19 protein-coding genes and 1 pseudogene are annotated in these 18,432 nt (G+C 63.5%); 10 read left to right on the top strand and 10 right to left on the bottom strand.

Annotated features, from left to right (window positions below):
- Window positions 1–14 precede the first annotated feature (14 nt).
- Window positions 15–1,019 (top strand): LLM class flavin-dependent oxidoreductase, encoded by a 1,005-nt coding sequence (locus ACTORR_RS14660; RefSeq protein ID WP_262109554.1) that lies wholly within the window; start codon window positions 15–17, stop codon window positions 1,017–1,019.
- Between the two features lie 97 nt (window positions 1,020–1,116).
- Here ACTORR_RS14660 and ACTORR_RS14655 read toward each other — a convergent pair whose 3' ends face one another.
- Window positions 1,117–1,338, bottom strand: a complete 222-nt coding sequence (locus ACTORR_RS14655) for a DUF1161 domain-containing protein (protein ID WP_054884401.1) — start codon at window positions 1,336–1,338, stop codon at window positions 1,117–1,119.
- Window positions 1,339–1,442: 104 nt separating this feature from the next.
- Window positions 1,443–1,658: a dodecin gene (locus tag ACTORR_RS14650; protein WP_003253076.1), complete on the bottom strand. Its 216-nt coding sequence runs from the start codon at window positions 1,656–1,658 to the stop codon at window positions 1,443–1,445.
- Window positions 1,659–1,807: 149 nt separating this feature from the next.
- On the opposite strand from ACTORR_RS14650, the gene ACTORR_RS14645 reads away from it, so the two are divergent.
- Window positions 1,808–2,131: a DUF883 family protein gene (locus ACTORR_RS14645; RefSeq protein ID WP_054884402.1), complete on the top strand. Its 324-nt coding sequence runs from the start codon at window positions 1,808–1,810 to the stop codon at window positions 2,129–2,131.
- Here the strand turns inward: ACTORR_RS14645 and ACTORR_RS14640 are convergent.
- Window positions 2,128–3,024 (bottom strand): LysR family transcriptional regulator, encoded by an 897-nt coding sequence (locus tag ACTORR_RS14640; protein WP_054884403.1) that lies wholly within the window; start codon window positions 3,022–3,024, stop codon window positions 2,128–2,130. The two genes, ACTORR_RS14645 and ACTORR_RS14640, sit on opposite strands and share 4 nt — an antisense overlap.
- Before the next feature lie 110 nt (window positions 3,025–3,134).
- Between ACTORR_RS14640 and trpB the strand changes: the two genes are divergently transcribed.
- Window positions 3,135–4,352, top strand: coding sequence for a tryptophan synthase subunit beta (trpB, locus tag ACTORR_RS14635; protein ID WP_054884404.1), 1,218 nt, complete (start codon window positions 3,135–3,137; stop codon window positions 4,350–4,352).
- On the top strand, window positions 4,349–5,158 hold the full coding sequence (gene trpA, locus ACTORR_RS14630) for a tryptophan synthase subunit alpha (RefSeq protein ID WP_099815255.1): 810 nt from the start codon (window positions 4,349–4,351) through the stop codon (window positions 5,156–5,158). Before trpB ends, trpA begins: the two co-directional genes overlap by 4 nt.
- Window positions 5,159–5,278: 120 nt before the next feature.
- Here the strand turns inward: trpA and ACTORR_RS14625 are convergent, their stop codons facing one another.
- Together ACTORR_RS14625 and ACTORR_RS14620 are read right to left on the bottom strand one after the other, a co-directional pair.
- On the bottom strand, window positions 5,279–5,611 hold the full coding sequence (locus ACTORR_RS14625; protein WP_054884406.1) for a DOPA 4,5-dioxygenase family protein: 333 nt from the start codon (window positions 5,609–5,611) through the stop codon (window positions 5,279–5,281).
- 97 nt (window positions 5,612–5,708) lie between these two features.
- Window positions 5,709–6,608 (bottom strand): choline sulfate utilization transcriptional regulator, encoded by a 900-nt coding sequence (locus tag ACTORR_RS14620; RefSeq protein ID WP_054884407.1) that lies wholly within the window; start codon window positions 6,606–6,608, stop codon window positions 5,709–5,711.
- 108 nt (window positions 6,609–6,716) lie between these two features.
- Between ACTORR_RS14620 and betC the strand changes: the two genes are divergently transcribed.
- Window positions 6,717–8,234, top strand: a complete 1,518-nt coding sequence (gene betC / locus ACTORR_RS14615) for a choline-sulfatase (protein ID WP_313365418.1) — start codon at window positions 6,717–6,719, stop codon at window positions 8,232–8,234.
- A 14-nt stretch (window positions 8,235–8,248) separates the two neighbouring features.
- Window positions 8,249–9,184, top strand: a complete 936-nt coding sequence (gene choX / locus ACTORR_RS14610; protein ID WP_313365417.1) for a choline ABC transporter substrate-binding protein — start codon at window positions 8,249–8,251, stop codon at window positions 9,182–9,184.
- A 125-nt stretch (window positions 9,185–9,309) separates the two neighbouring features.
- On the opposite strand, the gene aroE is transcribed toward choX, so the two are convergent.
- Together aroE and hemF are read right to left on the bottom strand one after the other, a co-directional pair.
- Window positions 9,310–10,134 carry a shikimate dehydrogenase gene (gene aroE, locus ACTORR_RS14605; protein ID WP_054884410.1) on the bottom strand — a complete coding sequence of 275 codons (825 nt, stop codon included), beginning with the start codon at window positions 10,132–10,134 and terminating at the stop codon, window positions 9,310–9,312.
- Between the two features lie 25 nt (window positions 10,135–10,159).
- On the bottom strand, window positions 10,160–11,071 hold the full coding sequence (hemF, locus tag ACTORR_RS14600) for an oxygen-dependent coproporphyrinogen oxidase (RefSeq protein ID WP_054884411.1): 912 nt from the start codon (window positions 11,069–11,071) through the stop codon (window positions 10,160–10,162).
- A 135-nt stretch (window positions 11,072–11,206) separates the two neighbouring features.
- Between hemF and ACTORR_RS14595 the strand changes: the two genes are divergently transcribed.
- Window positions 11,207–12,184, top strand: a complete 978-nt coding sequence (locus ACTORR_RS14595) for an NADPH:quinone reductase (RefSeq protein ID WP_054884412.1) — start codon at window positions 11,207–11,209, stop codon at window positions 12,182–12,184.
- Between the two features lie 783 nt (window positions 12,185–12,967).
- On the opposite strand, the pseudogene ACTORR_RS14590 reads toward ACTORR_RS14595, so the two are convergent.
- The 3 genes and pseudogenes from ACTORR_RS14590 to dprA all read right to left on the bottom strand — a co-directional run bounded on the left by ACTORR_RS14590 (window position 12,968) and on the right by dprA (window position 15,417).
- Window positions 12,968–13,276, bottom strand: a pseudogene (locus ACTORR_RS14590) (hypothetical protein).
- Between the two features lie 442 nt (window positions 13,277–13,718).
- Window positions 13,719–14,276: an L-threonylcarbamoyladenylate synthase gene (locus ACTORR_RS14585; RefSeq protein WP_011953122.1), complete on the bottom strand. Its 558-nt coding sequence runs from the start codon at window positions 14,274–14,276 to the stop codon at window positions 13,719–13,721.
- A gap of 43 nt (window positions 14,277–14,319) precedes the next feature.
- The gene (dprA, locus tag ACTORR_RS14580; protein WP_262109423.1) at window positions 14,320–15,417 is read right to left on the bottom strand and encodes a DNA-processing protein DprA; all 1,098 of its coding nucleotides are present in this window, start codon (window positions 15,415–15,417) and stop codon (window positions 14,320–14,322) included.
- A 207-nt stretch (window positions 15,418–15,624) separates the two neighbouring features.
- Between dprA and def the strand changes: the two genes are divergently transcribed.
- Genes def through rsmB form a run of 3 tightly spaced genes read left to right on the top strand, consistent with a single transcriptional unit; the run spans window position 15,625 to window position 18,430 of the window.
- Window positions 15,625–16,131, top strand: coding sequence for a peptide deformylase (def, locus tag ACTORR_RS14575; RefSeq protein WP_054884415.1), 507 nt, complete (start codon window positions 15,625–15,627; stop codon window positions 16,129–16,131).
- Window positions 16,132–16,190: 59 nt separating this feature from the next.
- Window positions 16,191–17,123 (top strand): methionyl-tRNA formyltransferase, encoded by a 933-nt coding sequence (gene fmt / locus ACTORR_RS14570; protein WP_313366006.1) that lies wholly within the window; start codon window positions 16,191–16,193, stop codon window positions 17,121–17,123.
- Window positions 17,120–18,430, top strand: a complete 1,311-nt coding sequence (gene rsmB / locus ACTORR_RS14565; RefSeq protein ID WP_441343691.1) for a 16S rRNA (cytosine(967)-C(5))-methyltransferase RsmB — start codon at window positions 17,120–17,122, stop codon at window positions 18,428–18,430. The genes fmt and rsmB overlap by 4 nt, the downstream gene beginning before the upstream one ends.
- Window positions 18,431–18,432: the final 2 nt, after the last annotated feature.

Raw genomic sequence — 18,432 nt, 5'->3', positions numbered from 1 at the left:
TTGCGGAGGCTCCAATGACGCAACTGCGTGACCTGAAGATATCCACCCTCGACCTGGTGCCAGTGCGCGCCGACCAAGGCCCGGCGCAATCGTTGCACAACTCGCTGGACCTGGCCCGGCATGTCGAGCGGTTCGGCTACAACCGCTTCTGGGTGGCCGAACACCACAACATGGACGGCATCGCCAGCTCCGCCACCTCGGTGCTGATCGGCTACCTTGCCGGCGGCACGTCGACCATTCGCGTCGGCTCCGGCGGCATCATGCTGCCCAACCATGCGCCGCTGGTGATCGCCGAGCAGTTCGGCACTTTGGCCAGCCTGTATCCGGGGCGAATCGACCTGGGCCTGGGCCGGGCGCCAGGTTCCGACCAGATGACCGCCTACGCCCTGCGCCGTGACCGCGCCGGCAGCGCCGATGACTTCCCGGATGATGTCGAGGAACTTTCGCGCTACCTTGGCCCGCGCACCGATGATCAAAAAGTGATCGCTGTGCCCGGCCATGACACCGACGTGCCACTGTGGTTGCTCGGTTCGAGCCTGTTCAGCGCCCAACTGGCCGGCATGCGCGGCATGCCGTACGCCTTTGCCTCGCATTTCGCGCCGCGCTACATGCACGAGGCGATCCGCATCTATCGCGACCACTTCAAGCCGTCGACCACGCTGGACAAGCCCTATGTGATGCTGGGGATTCCGATGGTGGTGGCGGAAACCGACGAAAAGGCCGAATACCTGGCTACCTCGGTGTATCAGCGCATCCTGGCGCTGATCCGTGGCCAGAGCCTGATGCAGAAACCGCCTGTACCGGGCATGGACGGGCTATGGCTCCCCCATGAGCGCGATGCCGTGGCAAGTTTCCTCGGCCTGGCGATGATCGGCAGCCCGCAGAAGGTGCGGGCCAAGGTGGAAGTGCTGCTGGAGCAGACCGGGGCGGATGAGCTGATCTTTACCTGTGATTTGTACGAGCATGCCGACCGGATTCGGTCCTATGAGCTCCTGGCGCAGGCCCTCAAGGGCGAGTGAACTTCTTCGCGGCTAAAGCCGCTCTGCAGGGCAGCATTGTCTTCAAGGTCTGCGCAGTACCTGTGGGAGCGGCTTTAGCCACGAAGAAGCCAACACCTTACTTGCGGTTGTAGACAATTTTCTTCTTGCCCGCCTCGCAAGTGCCAACGTCTTTCCCTGCCACCTTTTCCTTGTCGACAATTTCCAGCTCGTAATTCTTTACACCCTTGGCATCGAGCTTCGAGGCGATCTCGGCCTTGAGCTCCTCACAGGGTTTGCCAGCGGCCATTGCCCCACCGGCCAGTACCATCAAACCCACCGCCAGCATCAGTTTCTTCATCGATCGCGTTCCTTGTACAGATGAGAAAGACCAGAAGGGCGCCGCCAAGGCGCCCTTCGGTGTTATAACGCCACCACGCCGGGCTATTCCAGCCCAGTAATGTTTCAGCTGTTGGCGATGCGGAAGCCAACCTTCAGCGTGACCTGGAAGTGCGCCGCCTTGTTGTCGCGGATGTGGCCACGGGTATCGACCACTTCGAACCATTCCAGATGCTTGATGCTCTTGCCGGCTTCGGCCAATGCATTGTTGATCGCTTCTTCGATGCTGGTGGGCGACGAACCCACCAGCTCGATCTTCTTGTAAGTGTGATGATCGGTCATGAACGCTCTCCTTGGTGACAGTGATAATGAGCCTAGCAGTGCAAGCCCGGTTTACCTGCGAGCTGCTGCCGTTCGGTAAAGTTCGATCGCACTTTCCAGCCGCTCAGGAGTCGCAAACCTTACAGTCCATACTGCAAAGGAGAGTCAACATGCCCCGCAACTCGCTGCGTAAAACGTCCCTGGAGAGCATGGAAGCGGAGATTGAAAGCCTGCTGAAAAGCCTGGAGAACCTGAAGCACGATGCGTCCGAGGAAACCCAGAAGTCAGTGAAGGCGATGCGCAGCAATGCCGAAAGCGCGCTGCGCCATTCGCGCAGCCTGATCAGCGATGCCTATGAGGAAGTGAAGGAGCGCACCCGCCAGACCGGAATCGCCACCCGCGACTACGCCCAGGAGCACCCGTACACCACCGCAGGCGTTGCCATCGGTGCACTTGGCCTGTTGGCAGCGTACCTGCTGTGCAAGCGCAACTAAGCGCTCTGCCTGGCCAGCTCGGCACGTAGCCACTGCGCCAGTTGCTCGGCGCGCCCATCCGCGGCGCGCCGAGGCACCCACAACGCCAACGCGGCCGGCGTCGGCGAAAAGCCCCAGGGTGCACTCAAACGCCCGGCTCGCAGATCGTCGGCAACCAAGGGTTGTGGGGCGATCGCCACCCCCAAGCCGGCGACAGCCGCCTCTAGCAAGTAATACAGGTGTTCGAACGCCTGACCATACTTCAAAGCGCCAGCCTCGATGCCCTGCTCAGAAGCCCAGGTGGGCCAGGCCTGCGGGCGCGAGGTGGTATGCAGCAGGGCTTCGTCCAGCAAGGCTCTGGCAGGTGCCGCTTGCAAGCGGTCGAAGCCGGCGAAGTGCGGGCTCAGCACCGGGCCGATACGCTCCTGTGCCAGCACGTGGACCTGCATATCCGCTGGCCAAGGCGGTTCGGCATATACCAGCAACGCATCCAGCCCAGGGCGGCGTGGATCGAGGTCACCTTCACCCGCTGACAGATGCAGGCGCAGCTCCGGCAGGTCAGCCTTCAACCGCCCCAGGCGGGGGATGAACCAGCGCGCCAGCAGGCTACCGGAACAGCCCAGCACGAACGGTGCCTCGCTGACATCCCGGCTCACCTCGGCGCATACGCTGCGCAAGCGGTCGAATGCCTCGCCGCTGGCGTCGCGCAGGCGCATGCCGGCATCTGTGAGTTTGATGCCACGCCCGTCCTTGACGAACAGGGCCACGCCCAGGTGTCCTTCAAGCACCTTGATCTGCCGGCTGACAGCGCCATGGGTAACGTGCAGCGCTTCGGCCGCCTGGCTGACACTGTTGAGCCTGGCAGTGGCCTCAAAGGCGCGCAGGGCGTTGAGGGGAGGGAGGTCGTGGGCCATTTTACCTGTGAGTTTTTCTGACAAGTTTGCGCAATCTTATCGGTTTTCAGCCGGGCTTGCCGTGGTTACAGTAAAGCCCATCACTCATTGATCACGCCCTGGAGCGACCCATGACCCAGTCCCAATACCGCCCCGGCCCGGATGCCAACGGCCTGTTCGGCTCGTTCGGTGGCCGCTATGTGGCTGAAACGTTGATGCCGCTGGTGCTCGACCTGGCCCGTGAATACGAAGCAGCCAAGGCCGACCCGAAGTTCCTCGAGGAACTGGCCTACTTCCAACGCGACTACATCGGCCGACCGAACCCGCTGTATTTCGCCGAACGGCTGACCGAGCACTGTGGTGGCGCGAAGATCTTCTTCAAGCGTGAAGAACTCAACCACACCGGCGCGCACAAGGTGAACAACTGCATTGGCCAAGTGTTGCTGGCCAAGCGCATGGGCAAGAAGCGCCTGATCGCCGAAACCGGCGCTGGCATGCACGGCGTGGCCACCGCCACCGTAGCGGCGCGCTTCGGCCTGCCTTGCGTGATCTACATGGGCGCCACCGACATCGAGCGCCAGCAGGCCAACGTGTTCCGCATGAAGCTGCTGGGCGCCGAGATCGTCCCGGTCACCGCTGGCACCGGCACCCTGAAAGACGCCATGAACGAAGCCCTGCGCGACTGGGTCACCAACGTCGAAGACACCTTCTACCTGATCGGCACCGTGGCCGGCCCGCATCCGTACCCGGCGATGGTCCGCGACTTCCAATCGATCATCGGCAAGGAAACCCGCGCCCAGCTGCAAGAGAAGGAAGGCCGCCTGCCAGACAGCCTGATCGCCTGCGTCGGCGGTGGCTCCAACGCCATGGGCCTGTTCCATGAATTCCTTGAAGAACCGAGCGTGCAGATAATTGGCGTCGAAGCCGGCGGCCACGGCGTGCACACCGACAAGCACGCTGCCAGCCTGAACGGCGGCGTACCGGGTGTGCTGCACGGCAACCGCACCTACCTGCTGCAGGACGAGGACGGCCAGATCACCGACGCCCACTCGATTTCCGCTGGCCTCGACTACCCGGGCATCGGCCCTGAGCACGCCTACCTGCACGAAGTGAAGCGCGTCGAGTACGTCAGCATCACCGACGACGAAGCACTGGATGCGTTCCATGCCACCTGCCGCCTGGAAGGCATCATTCCGGCTCTGGAAAGCTCCCATGCCTTGGCCGAAGCGATCAAGCGCGCACCGAAACTGCCCAAGGATCACCTGATGGTGATCTGCCTGTCCGGCCGCGGCGACAAAGACATGCAAACCGTGATGAACCACATGGCAGCCCAGGAGAAACAGGCATGAGCCGTCTTGAACAACGCTTCGCCGAACTGAAGGCCGAAGGCCGCTCCGCGCTGGTCACCTTCGTCACGGCTGGCGACCCCGGCTATGAGGCTTCGCTGCAGATCCTCAAGGGCCTGCCTGCAGCGGGTGCCGATGTGATCGAACTGGGCATGCCGTTCACCGACCCGATGGCCGACGGCGTGGCCATCCAGCTTGCTACCCTGCGGGCCCTGGAAGCCGGCCAGACCCTGGCCAAGACCCTGCAGATGGTTCGCGAATTCCGTGTGGATAACCACACCACGCCGATCGTGCTGATGGGTTACTACAACCCGATCCACCGCTTCGGTGTGGACAAGTTCGTCGCCGAAGCCAAGGAAGCCGGGGTAGATGGCCTGATCATCGTCGACCTGCCACCTGAGCACGACGCCGAACTGGCCACCCCGGCCCAAGCCGCAGGTATCGACTTCATCCGCCTGACCACCCCGACCACTGACGATGCACGCCTGCCGCGTGTGCTGGAGCGCAGCTCCGGGTTCGTCTATTACGTGTCGGTGGCAGGTGTGACCGGTGCAGGCTCGGCGACTACCGAACACGTGACCGAGGCGATTGCCCGCCTGCGTCGGCATACCGACCTGCCGATCAGCGTTGGTTTCGGTATTCGTACACCGGAACAGGCCGCTGCGATCGCACGCCTGGCCGATGGTGTGGTGGTGGGTTCGGCATTGGTCGACAAGATTGCCCAGGCCAAGGAGCCCGCTCAGGCAGTGAATGATGTATTAAGCCTGTGCTCGGCACTGGCTGAAGGCGTGCGCGGCGCCCGTCGCTAAACCGCGTCGCCTTCTTCGCGGGCACGCCCGCTCCCACAGGTACAGCGCCGCTCTCCAGGGCTACGCCGTCCTTGTGGCAGCGGGCGTGCCCGCGAAGAGGCACTTACAGGCGATAGAGTCCTAGCCACCAAAAATCGACAGATCCAGCGGCCGCACGGCCCCCATCCAGATCGCATGATCCCGGTGATCCGCCAACTCATCCCCCGTCAGCGGATGCAGAAACACCACCAGGCCCTTCCGATACAGCGCCAACCACGGCAACACCACCCCCACGAACTCCGGCTCGAAAGCCAGCTGGCAGCTCCAGTCAGGGTGCGGGCCAACCGGTTTCTGGTGCATGCGCCCCACGGTCACGGGAAACAGCCGCGCCGCCTCTTCGCACAGCTCACGGGCCTGCTCGAGGGTGGATGCGTCGTAGTAAACGTGGGCGTGGTAACCCTTGATCCTCTGCACGATGACTCCTGCTGTTCGGGCTGAAAGTAGCCTGGGCAACGCCCTGGTGATCGGGTTGCGGGTGGGCGATTCGCTGTGCTGGGCGCCCCCGAGGATGTCACAGGCTGCGCTCGTGCTCCAGCCAATCCACAAATCGCTCGATCAATGCACCCCGCCGTTTACGGGGTGGCAGCACGGCATAATAGCCCCGCGAAGACCGCAAGCTCCCTTGCAACGGCTGGCACAGCAACCCTTGCTCTACCAGCCCGTCCACCAGGTGCCTCCAGCCAATTGCTACCCCTTGCCCAGCTATCGCCGCCTGGATCAGCAAGGTGTAGTTATCAAACCGCAACTGCCCAGGCGGCGGCGGGCTGGCCACGCCAAAGCCGCGAAACACCCCTGCCCAGTCAAACCAGCGGCTGGCCTGCTCACCCCGCAAATGGAGCAACGGCAATCGTTGCAAAGCCACGGCTGACAAGGGTTTGCCATGAATCAGCCGCGGGCTGCAGACCGGAAAAACCTCTTCATCGAACAACCAGCGGCTCTCGCCCTGATGGAAGCGCCCATCACCAAACAGCACCGCCACATCGATATCCGGGCGCAGCATCCCCTGGCTGCGCTCACCGGTCACCAGGCTCACGTCGACCTGTGGATACGCTTCGTGAAAACGCTGCAGCCGTGGCATGAGCCAAAATGCAGCAAAGGCGAAGTCGGTGGCGACTTGCAGCACCTCCCGCTGGCCGCGCCCACTGGCCAGGGCAATGCCGTCATCCATCGCCTGCAAACCTTGATGCACCTGCTCGAACAGCAGCTGGCCCGCCTCGGTCAGCTCGATGCCACGGTAGATCCGATCGAACAGGCGTGTGCCCAGCCGCGCTTCCAGGCGCTTTACCTGCTGGCTCACCGCAGGTTGCGTAGTGCCCAGTTCCAGCGCCGCTGCGGTAAAGCCACGCAAGCGCGCCGCGGCCTCGAAAACGCGCAGGGCATCCAGCGACAACTCGGCAAGGTGCTCAAACATAAGCTCGGCTAATCCCAGACATTGCCCCGCATGGGCTTTACCCATGTTATCCACAGTCGCATCTTGGTAGGCAAGCGGTCCGCATAACCCCAAACGATGGAAGCCACCATGACGCGCCCGAATATCCTGTTCATCATGGCCGACCAGATGGCCGCGCCCCTGCTGCCGATCTATGGCCCTTCGCCGATCAAGATGCCGCACCTCAGCCGCCTTGCCGAGCAGGCAGTCGTGTTCGACTCGGCCTACTGCAACAGCCCGCTGTGCGCACCGTCGCGCTTCACCCTGGTCAGCGGCCAATTGCCGAGTCGTATCGGCGCCTACGACAACGCAGCCGATTTCCCCGCCGACGTGCCGACTTATGCACATTACCTGCGCCGCCTGGGCTACCGCACCGCGCTGTCGGGCAAGATGCACTTCTGCGGCCCGGACCAGCTACACGGCTACGAGGAGCGCCTGACCAGTGACATCTACCCGGCCGACTACGGCTGGGCGGTGAACTGGGATGAACCCGACGTGCGCCCGAGCTGGTACCACAACATGTCCTCGGTGCTGCAGGCGGGGCCGTGCGTGCGGACCAATCAGCTGGATTTCGACGAAGAAGTGCTGTTCAAGGCGCGCCAGTACCTCTACGACCATGTGCGCGAGAACGATGGCCGGCCGTTCTGCCTGACCGTGTCCATGACCCACCCGCACGACCCGTACAGCATCCCCAAACGCTACTGGGATCGCTACGAGGCTGTGGATATCCCCATGCCCCACGCTGAATTCAGTCAGGCCGAACTTGACCCGCACTCGCAACGCCTGCTCAAGGTCTATGACCTGTGGAACAAGCCGTTGCCTGTGGACAAGATCCGCGACGCCCGCCGCGCCTATTTCGGCGCCTGCAGCTACATCGATGACAACATCGGCCAGCTGTTGCAGACCTTGGAGGAGTGCAACCTGAGCGACAACACCCTGATCGTGTTCTCCGGTGACCATGGTGACATGCTCGGCGAGCGCGGGCTCTGGTACAAGATGCACTGGTTCGAGATGTCGGCGCGTGTCCCGCTACTGGTTCACGCCCCCAAATGCTTTGCACCGCACCGGGTCGCTGCCTCGGTATCGACCTGCGACCTGCTGCCAACCCTGGTGGAACTGGCCGGTGGCGCTGTGGATAACCGTCTTGAGCTGGATGGCCGTTCGTTGCTTGGTCACCTGCAAGGGCAGGGCGGCCACGACGAGGTGATCGGCGAGTACATGGCCGAAGGCACCGTCGGCCCACTGATGATGATCCGCCGTGGGCCGCACAAATTCGTGTACAGCGAAGATGACCCCTGCCTACTCTATGACCTGAGCCGCGACCCGCACGAGCGGGAGAACCTCACCGGCAGCCCGGACCACCAGGCGCTGCTGCAGGCATTTGTCGATGAAGCACGCCAGCGCTGGGATATCCCCGGCCTACGCCAGCAAGTGCTGGCCAGCCAACGCCGCCGTCGCCTGGTGGTCGAGGCGCTGGCCATCGGCAAGCTGAACAGCTGGGACCACCAACCTTGGGTGGACGCCAGCCAACAGTACATGCGCAACCATATCGATCTCGACGACCTCGAGCGCAAGGCACGTTATCCACAGCCCGCACCCCTGGATTGAGAAGAGAGTCCGACATGCACAAGTTCTCCACCGTCGTATTCGCCCTGGCTCTGCCTCTGGCTATAGCCACCGCCACGGCCCACGCCGCCGACAGCGACGCACAATGCAGCACCGTGAAGATGGCCGACCCCGGCTGGAGCGACATCGCCTCGACCAATGCCGTCGCCCGGCTGCTGCTGGAAAGCCTGGGCTACCAAGTGAAGATCGACAGCCTGGCGGTACCGATCATCTACGGCGGCCTCAAGGAGGGCCGGGTCGATGCGTTCCTCGGCAACTGGATGCCGGCGCAGCAGGGCTTCCATGACAAGTTCATCGCCAATGGCGATGTGCAGCAGCTGTCGCGCAACCTGGAAGGCACCGAATTCACCCTGGCGGTGCCGGATTACGTATGGAATGCCGGGGTGAAGGATTTTGCCGACCTGCAGAAACACGCTGACCAGTTCGACAAGAAGCTGTATGGCATCGGCTCCGGTGCGCCAGCGAACCTGTCGCTGAAAGAGATCATCGACAAGAACGAATTCAACCTCGGCCAGTGGAAGCTGGTGGAGTCCAGCGAGCAGGCGATGCTGGCGCAAGTGGCCAGGGCGGTGAAGAAGCAGCAGTTCATCACCTTCCTCGGCTGGACGCCGCACCCGATGAACGTGAAGCTGAAGATGCATTACCTGACGGGCGGGGAAAAGTGGTTCGGCAGCCAAGGCGAGGTGTTCACATTGACCCGCAAGGGTTATCCACAAGCCTGCCCGAATGCGGCGAAGCTGCTGAGCAACCTGAGTTTCACCCTGGACATGGAAAACTCGATCATGGCGCAGGTTGTGGATAAGAAGATCAGCTTCGATGAGGCAGCCAAGGCGTGGGTGAAGCAACATCCAGAGCGGCTGGAAGGGTGGTTGGCGGGGGTGACCACCAAGGCTGATGGCAATGCCCTGGAGGCCGTCAAAGCCAAGCTCTGATTCCCGGCTTGTCCGAGTACTCTGTGGGCTTGCCCGCGAACACCGGCAAAGCCGGTGCCAGGCACCGCGGTGAATTCTTCGCGGGCAAGCCCGCTCCCACAAGGGAGATGGGTAATCCTGAAGGATCAGCCCCGAGCGAGTTGCCGGCGCAATTCAGCCAAAACCGGCGCCGTATCAGGCCGTACCCCACGCCAGATAAAGAAGGCTTCGGCTGCCTGCTCAGCCAGCATCCCCAGCCCATCCAGCACCTTGGCCGCCCCCAGCTTGGCAGCCCACTGACAGAACGGTGTCGGCTCCTTGCCATACATCATGTCGTAGCACACCGTGCGCCCCGCCTCGACCAGGCTGTCGGCAATCGGTGGCAGCTCACCGGCCAGGCTTGCCGAGGTGGCGTTGATGATCACATCTACCGGCTCCTGCAACCAGGCAAACCCACTGGCCACCACCGGCCCCAGTTCATCGAACTCCCGCGCCAGCTGCTCGGCCTTCTCCACGGTACGGTTGGCAATCACCAGCGACTGCGGCTGATGCGCCAGGATCGGCTCGAGCACCCCGCGCACGGCACCGCCCGCCCCAAGGATGAGAATGCGCTTGCCGCCCAGTTCGACCCCGGCGTTCACCGTCAGGTCGCGCACCAGGCCAGCGCCGTCGGTGTTGTCGCCCAGCAGCGTGCCGTCGGCCAGCTTGCTCAGCGTATTCACCGCACCTGCACGTTGGGCCCGCGGAGTCAGGCTGTCGCACAGGCGGTAGGCCTCTTCCTTGAACGGCACGGTGACGTTGCCGCCGCTGCCTTGCTTGAAGAAGCCGCGTGCGCAATCGCTGAACTCGTCCAGCGGCGCCAGCAAGGTGGCATATTCCAGGTCCTGGCCGGTCTGCTCGGCGAACAGGCGATGAATCAGCGGCGATTTGCTGTGGCCGATGGGGTTACCGAAAACAACGTACTGGTCCATGGCGATTCCTTGTTTATCCACAGGCTTACTGGCCGAGCCAGTCGCGGTCCTGCAGGAAGTATTCGGTCAGGCGAGCTTCCTCACTGCCGGGCGCGGCCTTCCAGTCGTAGCCCCAGCGCACTTGTGGCGGCAGCGACATGAGGATCGACTCGGTGCGGCCACCGGACTGCAGGCCGAACAGGGTGCCACGGTCATAGACCAGGTTGAACTCCACGTAGCGGCCGCGGCGGTATTCCTGGAATTCGCGCTGCTGCGAGGTGAAAGGGGTGTGCTTGCGGCGCTGGACGATCGGCAAGTAGGCCTCGACGTAGGCATCGCCAATGGCACGCAGGAAGGCAAAGCAGGTGTCGAAGTCCCACTCGTTCAGGTCGTCGAAGAACAGCCCGCCAATGCCACGCGGCTCGCCGCGGTGTTTGATGTGGAAGTAGCGGTCGCACCAGGCCTTGTAGCGCGGGTACACATCAGCGCCGAACGGCGCGCAGGCCTGCTCGGCCACGCGGTGCCAATGGATGCAATCTTCTTCGTTGCCGTAATAGGGGGTCAGGTCGAAGCCACCGCCGAACCACCAGACTGCCTCTTCACCTTCCTTTTCGGCGATGAAGAAACGCACGTTGGCATGGGACGTCGGCACATGCGGGTTGTGCGGGTGGATCACCAGCGACACGCCCAGGGCCTCGAAGCCGCGGCCTGCCAGTTCGGGGCGGTGGGCGCTGGCCGATGGCGGCAGGCCGGCGCCGAACACGTGGGAGAAGTTGACCCCGCCTTTCTCGATCAGCTTGCCATCCCCGATCACCCGCGTGCGGCCCCCGCCACCGGCTTCGCGCACCCAGGCGTCCTCGACGAAGCGGGCGCCGCCGTCTTCAGCTTCGAGGGCAGAGCAGATGCGGTCTTGCAGGTCGAGCAGGTAGGCTTTCACGGCCTCGGTGCGGCTAGTCATCGGGTCACCAGGAACGGGCAGGGAAGAATTCGCCGCGTAGCATACCACCGCCGGCGCGCGCGCCGCAGTTGACGGCGATCAAGCAAAGGCGTCCGATAGAAGGCCTTTTCCCGATCCCGACAACAGGAGTGCGAGATGGCCAAGCGTATCCAGTTCAGCCAGCATGGCGGCCCGGAAGTGCTGCAGCTTGTGGAATTCGACCCTGCCCCACCGGGGCCGCAGCAGGTGCGCGTGCGCAACCATGCGATCGGCCTGAACTTCATCGACACGTACTTCCGCAGCGGGCTGTACGCACCGCCGTCCTTGCCCTCTGGCCTGGGTACCGAGGCGGCGGGCGTGGTCGAGGCCGTTGGCGAGGGCGTGACCCGGCTGAAGGTCGGTGACCGCGTGGCCCATGCCGGCGGCCCCCTGGGCGCCTACAGCGAAGTGCATACACTGCCAGAGGCCAACCTGGTCAAGCTGCCGGACAACATCAGCTTCGAGCAGGCGGCAGCGGTGATGCTCAAGGGGCTGACTGTGCAGTACCTGTTGAAGCAGACCTATGAGGTGAAACCGGGCGATGTGATCCTGTTCCATGCCGCAGCGGGTGGTGTCGGTTCGCTGGCTTGCCAGTGGGCCAAGGCCCTGGGCGCCAAGCTGATCGGCACCGTCAGCTCCGCCGAGAAGGCCGAGCGGGCCAAGGCGCTGGGGGCGTGGGCGACCATCGACTACAGCCGCGAGGACGTGGCCAAGCGGGTGCTGGAGCTGACCGATGGCAAGAAGTGCCCGGTGGTGTATGACGGCGTCGGTGCCGACACCTGGCTGACCTCGCTGGACTGCCTGCAGCCGCGTGGGTTGATGGTGAGCTTCGGCAATGCCTCGGGGGCGGTGAGCGGGGTGAACCTGGGGATTTTGTCGCAGAAGGGCTCGCTGTATGTGACCCGGCCGACATTGGCGACCTATGCCAACAATGCCGAGAACACCCAGGCCATGGCGGATGACCTGTTTGCGATGATTGGCAGTGGGAAGCTGGTTGTGGATATCCAGCAGCGGTACCCGCTGAGTGAGGCGGCGAAGGCGCAAGAAGAGTTGTCGGCGCGCAGGACGGTGGGGTCTACGGTTTTGTTGCCTTGAGCCTGGCTGGAGATCGCGTCATGGCGGACAGGTGCCTGCCTTGAGATCTGCAGCGCCTGTGAGATCGAGCGCCGCCCGCGCGGCGCATCGCGGGCAAGCCCGCTCCCACATCTGTTTCGGGCCAGTCACTCCTGTGAAGCCAACAGGGACCGCCTTGGTGCATGACTGGAGACAGGTTGTGTCGCATCAGCGCCCACCGAGATGCATCGCCAGACCCTGTCAGCTTCCTCCGAGATGGATCGCCAGACCCTGTCAGCTTCCTCCGAGATGGATCGCCAGACCCTGTCAGCTTCCACCGAGATGGATCGCCAGACTCTGTCAGCTTCCACCGAGATGGATCGCCAGACTCTGTCAGCTTCCACCGAGATGGATCGCCAGACTCTGTCAGCTTCCTCCGAGATGGATCGCCAGACTCTGTCAGCTTCCACCGAGATGGATCGCCAGACTCTGTCAGCTTCCACCGAGATGGATCGCCAGACTCTGTCAGCTTCCACCGAGATGGATCGCCAGACTCTGTCAGCTTCCACCGAGATGGATCGCCAGACTCTGTCAGCTTCCACCGAGATGGATCGCCAGACTCTGTCAGCTTCCACCGAGATGGATCGCCAGACTCTGTCAGCTTCCACCGAGATGCATCGCCATGCCAACAAGGCGGTCCCTGTTGGCGGCACAGGAGTGATTGGCCCGAAACAGATGTGGGAGCGGGCTTGCCCGCGATGCGCCGCGCGGGCGGCGCTCGATCTCATAGGCGCTGAAAATCCAAAGGCGGGCACCTGTCAGCCCTCACACCTTCTTCTGCTTCACAGGCGTCGTCTCGATGCCATCGAGAATCGCCTCGATGACGCCTTCCGCCATTTCAATCGCATGCAGGTTCGACCAGAACATGCCGCGGCCTTCTTCGCGCATGTAGTCCAAGGCTTTGTAGCCGGTCTCATAGGCGCAGCGCAGGTACAGCGCTACGTGAACCAGGGCATCTTCAGCAGCAATGTTCGGGTTGACGGTAAATCATGCCTCGTGCCCGGCGTCACAGCGGCCGAAGGATCGGGAGGAAGTGCAGGGAAGTGGTGGATCGGGGACGATTTTCTTGATCATAGGGATTCGCCTGTTAAAGGCTGGCCCTCAATTCGTTACCACACGACTTGGGAGGCAGCTGTACGCAGGGTGGTAAACCGGACGAATCCCAAACCCGGCAGGCTCGAAAGCCTCCCGCGCACAGCCGCCATTGGCTGCCATTCAGAATTCGTACTCCGGGTTACCACACCCGATCGCCAAGTTATTCGGCGACGGATGAAGCCTAGAGGCAGAGATTCCCACTGAGAAGGTGATGGCAGGGGACGCGGGTCGTAGGATATTTCCCAAAGCCCAAGCTGGACAGCCATTCCAGAAAAATTCAGAAAAATCTGCGAGGGAACGGGCACTCTGTGGGAGCGGGCTTGCCCGCGAAGCAGGCAACGCCATGGATGGCACCGGCTTCGCCGGTGTTCGCGGGCACGCCCGCTCCCACAGGGTCCCGCGCCAATCCTGAGGTTATGTATCAGCCCGGCCGAACGACCTCGCCAGTAGCGAGGTTGCGAATCACACTCGGATTCTTCCGCCCGCCCAGTGCCCCACCGAGCACCAGGTCCAGCTGGCCATGAAAATACTGTTCCACCCGCAAGCGGGTCTTGGCCGCCGGGCGCCCGCCCGGATTGCAGGAGGTGGAAATCAACGGCCCGACCAAGGCACACAGCTCGCGCACCACAGGGTGATCACTGACCCGCAGCGCCACGGTGTCGTGCTGCCCGGTCACCCACTCGGGCAACAGGTCCTGGTGCGGTACCAGCCAGGTGTTCGGCCCCGGCCAGGTGCTGCCCATACGGTCGATCCAGTCCTCAGGGAAGTCCTCGAACAAGAAGTCGAACTGGCGGATATTGTCGGCGATCAGGATCAGCCCTTTATCCACAGGCCGCGACTTCAGCGCCAGCAAGCGATACACCGCGTCCTCGTTCCAGGGGTCGCAGCCCAGGCCCCAGACCGCTTCCGTCGGATAGGCGATCACCGCGCCTGCCCGGATCTCACGTGCGGCTTGTTGCACACGAAAACTGCTCACCATTTACGTCTCTCCGCCCATTAACCTTAGCTTGCGCGCAGTTTACTCAGCCAGCGCGGGCAAACCAACGCCCGGCAACATTGCTGACACGGCCTTCAAGCTCCAGTTCCGTCAGTTGCGCCAGCACTTCGGCCAGCGGCAGGTCGCCGAAATGGGCCAGATTCTCGCTGGTCTGTGGCGCGGCATGCAGCAGGGCAAGCAACGGATGCGTCGGTTTATCCACAGCAGCTGGCGGCAGGTTCTGCCAACCGCGCAGGCTTTCCAGAATCTGCTCCACGCTTTCCACCAGCAGGGCGCCATCGCGGATCAGCTGGTGGCAGCCCCTGGCTGCCGGGTGGTGGATCGATCCGGGAATCGCATACACCTCGCGACCCTGCTCAGCCGCCAGGCGGGCGGTGATCAGCGAGCCGCTGGCAAGGCTGGCCTCGACCACCAGCACGCCGAGCGACAGGCCGCTGATGATGCGATTGCGCCGCGGGAAGTTGCCCGGCAACGGCCCGGCATCGAGCGGATACTCCGACACCAGTGCACCGCCCATGTCGATCATCATCCGCGCAAGGTCGCGGTGGCGCTGTGGATAAAGTTTTTGCAAGCCTGTGCCGAGCACGCCAATGGTGCCCCCTGCGACCTCCAGTGCCGCCCGATGAGCGGCGCCATCGATGCCCAGGGCCAGCCCGCTGGTGATGGTGAAACCGGCCTGCGCCAGGCAGCGGGAAAATGCCCTGGCCGTGTCGAGTGCCGGAGGTGTGGCACGCCTGCTGCCCACAATGGCCAACTGAGGTCGGTCGAGCAATGCCGGATTGCCTGCAACGAAAAGCAGCGGCGGGGCATCATCGATTTCCTTCAGCAATGCCGGGTAATCAGGCCGGTCCCACATCAGTAAATGCTGGCCCGAGCGCTCTAGCCAGGCCATTGCAGCCAGTGCACCGTCGCGTACTTCGGCACTGCGCCGCGCATCGATGGTGGCTTGTGGAATACCCAGCGCGCGCCAGGCCGGGCCGGGTGCGCTGAGCGCTGAAGACGCACTGCCAAAGGCCTCCAGCAGGCTGCGAAAACGTCGCAATCCGGTCTCGGGCAGGCGATGCAGGCGTAATCTGGCCTCCAGTTCGGCAGGTGAACAAGGCGACGAATGGTCATTCAGCATGGAGATCATCCTTGATCGAAACAGGGCCATCTACGTGGCCCAACCTGTGGATAAGTTTGTGAGTAACACTTTGAAAAGCTGTCCATGATTTGGCGGCTATCAGGCCTATAGAGACCCTAGCCGAGCTTTCACAGGTGCTGAAATCCCCGTTTCCCTTTATTATGTGTGCTCAGTTTTCAACCGACCGCACAGTGACTGCCTGACCTTATGGCCATCTTGAACATTCTCGAATTCCCGGACCCGCGCCTGCGCACCATTGCCAAACCGGTAACGGTGTTCGACGACGCCCTGCGTCAGCTGATCGACGACATGTTTGAAACCATGTACGAAGCCCCTGGTATCGGCCTGGCCGCCACCCAGGTCAACGTGCACCAGCAGGTCGTGGTCATGGACCTCAGCGAAGACCGCAGCGAGCCGCGCGTGTTCATCAACCCGACTGTCGAAGAACTGACCCACGACATGGGCCAGTACCAGGAAGGCTGCCTGTCGGTTCCTGGCTTCTACGAGAACGTCGACCGCCCCCTGCGCGTGCGGGTCAAAGCCCAGGACCGCGACGGCAAGCCATTCGAGCTGGAATGCGAAGGCCTGCTGGCGGTGTGCGTGCAGCACGAGTTCGACCACCTCAACGGCAAGCTGTTCGTCGACTACCTGTCGCAGCTCAAGCGCGACCGGATCAAGAAGAAACTGGAAAAGCAGCACCGCCAGCAAGCCTGACCCCCACCTCCCAGAAGGCTTGCTCCGGCAAGCCTTTTTCTTTTGCAAGCGAGAACTCCATGCGCATCGTCTTTGCAGGCACTCCAGAGTTTGCCGCCGAACACCTCAAGGCCCTGCTCGACAGCCCGTACGAGATCGTGGCCGTCTATACCCAGCCCGACCGCCCTGCCGGCCGGGGCCAGAAGCTCATGCCGAGCCCGGTCAAGCAATTGGCCGTCGCCCACGACATCCCTGTGTTCCAGCCGCCGACGCTGCGCAATGCCGAAGCACAGGAAGCACTGGCCGCGCTCAAGCCAGACCTGATGGTGGTGGTCGCCTATGGCCTGATCCTGCCGCAAGTGGTCCTCGACATCCCGCGCCTGGGCTGTATCAACAGCCACGCCTCGCTGCTGCCACGCTGGCGCGGAGCTGCGCCGATCCAGCGCGCCGTAGAAGCCGGCGACGCCGAGAGCGGCGTGACGGTGATGCGCATGGAAGCCGGCCTGGACACTGGCCCGATGCTGCTCAAGGTGGTCACCCCGATCAGCGCCGACGACACCGGCGGCAGCCTGCACGACCGCCTCGCCGAAATGGGGCCTCCCGCTGTGGTCCAGGCCATTGCCGGCCTGGTCGACGGTTCGCTGCACGGGGAAGTGCAGGACGACGCCCTGGCCACCTATGCCCACAAGCTGAACAAGGACGAAGCGCGCATCGACTGGAGCCGCCCGGCCGTCGAGCTGGAGCGCCTGATCCGCGCCTTTAACCCGTGGCCGGTGTGCCATAGCACCCTGGATGGCGAAAGCGTCAAGGTGCTGGCTGCCAACTTGTCCACAGGCAAGGGTGCCCCGGGCGAGATCCTCTCCGCCAGCAAGGACGGCCTCGTCGTCGCCTGCGGTGAACAGGCACTGAGCCTGACGCGCCTGCAGCTGCCCGGTGGCAAAGCGCTGAGCTTCAGCGACCTGTTCAACAGCCGCCGCGAGAAGTTCGCCGCCGGCAAGGTGCTGGGCCAATGAATCCACGCCTCGCCGCCGCCCGTGCCCTTGCCGCTGTACTCAGCGGCAAGGCCTCGCTGAACAGCTCGCTGCCAGCGCAGCTGGACAAGGTCGATGAACGCGACCGGGGCCTGACCCAGGACCTCGCGTTCGGTACCGCCCGCTGGCAGCCTCGCCTCGATCTATTGGCGGCACAACTGCTGCAGAAGCCGTTCAAGGCAGCCGATGCCGATGTGCAGGCGCTGCTGCTGGTCGGCCTGTATCAACTGTTCTACACCCGCATTCCGGCCCACGCCGCCATCGGCGAGACCGTCGGCTGTGCCGACAAGCTGAAGAAGCCTTGGGCCAAAGGCCTGCTCAATGCCGTGCTGCGCCGCGCCCAGCGCGAAGGCGAAGAATTGCTCGCCGGCATGGAGCGCGATCCGGTGGTGCGCACCGCGCACCCGCGCTGGTTGCAGAAGTCGCTGAAGGCCTTCTGGCCGGAGCAGTGGGAGGCAATCTGCGCCGCCAACAATGCCCACCCGCCGATGATCCTGCGGGTCAATCGCCGCCACCACAGCCGTGACGCCTACCTGGCACTGCTGGCCGAAGCTGGCGTCAGCGCCAGCGCCTGCCAGTACAGCCGTGACGGCATCGTGCTGGCCGAAGCCTGCGACGTGCGCGGCCTGCCAGGCTTCGCCGAAGGCTGGGTCAGCGTGCAGGACGAAGCCGCGCAGCTGTCCGCCGACCTGCTCGAACTGGCCCCCGGCCAGCGCGTGCTCGACGCATGCTGCGCTCCAGGCGGCAAAACCTGCCACCTGCTCGAAGCCGAACCCGGCCTGGCTCACATGACGGCCATCGACCTCGAAGCCAAGCGCCTGACCCGTGTGCGCGAGAACCTCGACCGCTTGCAGCTGGACGCCGAGCTGATCGCCTGCGACGCCCGCGACACCGCCAGCTGGTGGGACGGCGAACCGTTCCAGCGCATCCTGCTCGACGCACCGTGCTCAGCCACTGGTGTGATCCGCCGCCACCCAGACATCAAGCTGACCCGCCAGGCTGAGGACATTCCGGCCCTGGCCACACTGCAAGGCGAGTTGCTCGATGCCCTGTGGCCGACCCTGGAAGTGGGCGGCATGCTGCTGTACGCCACCTGCTCCAGCCTGCCGACCGAGAACACCGAAGTGATCGATGCCTTCCTCGCCCGCACCCCGGGAGCCCGTGAGCTGGACCTGGCCACCGAAGCCGGCCTGCGCCAGCCCCACGGCCGCCAGCTGCTGGCCCAGGAAGGCGGTCACGACGGGTTCTACTATGCCAAGCTGATCAAGATCGCCGCCTCGCGCGGGTAAAG

The organism is Pseudomonas sp. SAR267, assembly GCF_052077595.1.
Taxonomy (GTDB): domain Bacteria; phylum Pseudomonadota; class Gammaproteobacteria; order Pseudomonadales; family Pseudomonadaceae; genus Aquipseudomonas; species Aquipseudomonas vlassakiae.
The sequence above is the reverse complement of the archived record's forward strand: the minus strand, read 5'-3'. Positions and strand labels throughout refer to the sequence as shown.

Excerpts from the sequence above, each read along its gene's own strand:
- def (WP_054884415.1), top strand. The coding sequence starts at position 15,625 with ATGGCCATCTTGAACATTCTCGAATTCCCGGACCCGCGCCTGCGCACC.
- hemF (WP_054884411.1), bottom strand. The coding sequence starts at position 11,071 with ATGACTAGCCGCACCGAGGCCGTGAAAGCCTACCTGCTCGACCTGCAA.
- ACTORR_RS14645 (WP_054884402.1), top strand. The coding sequence starts at position 1,808 with ATGCCCCGCAACTCGCTGCGTAAAACGTCCCTGGAGAGCATGGAAGCG.
- dprA (WP_262109423.1), bottom strand. The coding sequence starts at position 15,417 with ATGCTGAATGACCATTCGTCGCCTTGTTCACCTGCCGAACTGGAGGCC.
- ACTORR_RS14585 (WP_011953122.1), bottom strand. The coding sequence starts at position 14,276 with ATGGTGAGCAGTTTTCGTGTGCAACAAGCCGCACGTGAGATCCGGGCA.
- betC (WP_313365418.1), top strand. The coding sequence starts at position 6,717 with ATGACGCGCCCGAATATCCTGTTCATCATGGCCGACCAGATGGCCGCG.
- aroE (WP_054884410.1), bottom strand. The coding sequence starts at position 10,134 with ATGGACCAGTACGTTGTTTTCGGTAACCCCATCGGCCACAGCAAATCG.
- ACTORR_RS14650 (WP_003253076.1), bottom strand. The coding sequence starts at position 1,658 with ATGACCGATCATCACACTTACAAGAAGATCGAGCTGGTGGGTTCGTCG.
- ACTORR_RS14660 (WP_262109554.1), top strand. The coding sequence starts at position 15 with ATGACGCAACTGCGTGACCTGAAGATATCCACCCTCGACCTGGTGCCA.
- ACTORR_RS14655 (WP_054884401.1), bottom strand. The coding sequence starts at position 1,338 with ATGAAGAAACTGATGCTGGCGGTGGGTTTGATGGTACTGGCCGGTGGG.
- rsmB (WP_441343691.1), top strand. The coding sequence starts at position 17,120 with ATGAATCCACGCCTCGCCGCCGCCCGTGCCCTTGCCGCTGTACTCAGC.
- trpA (WP_099815255.1), top strand. The coding sequence starts at position 4,349 with ATGAGCCGTCTTGAACAACGCTTCGCCGAACTGAAGGCCGAAGGCCGC.
- ACTORR_RS14620 (WP_054884407.1), bottom strand. The coding sequence starts at position 6,608 with ATGTTTGAGCACCTTGCCGAGTTGTCGCTGGATGCCCTGCGCGTTTTC.
- fmt (WP_313366006.1), top strand. The coding sequence starts at position 16,191 with ATGCGCATCGTCTTTGCAGGCACTCCAGAGTTTGCCGCCGAACACCTC.
- choX (WP_313365417.1), top strand. The coding sequence starts at position 8,249 with ATGCACAAGTTCTCCACCGTCGTATTCGCCCTGGCTCTGCCTCTGGCT.
- ACTORR_RS14595 (WP_054884412.1), top strand. The coding sequence starts at position 11,207 with ATGGCCAAGCGTATCCAGTTCAGCCAGCATGGCGGCCCGGAAGTGCTG.
- ACTORR_RS14640 (WP_054884403.1), bottom strand. The coding sequence starts at position 3,024 with ATGGCCCACGACCTCCCTCCCCTCAACGCCCTGCGCGCCTTTGAGGCC.
- trpB (WP_054884404.1), top strand. The coding sequence starts at position 3,135 with ATGACCCAGTCCCAATACCGCCCCGGCCCGGATGCCAACGGCCTGTTC.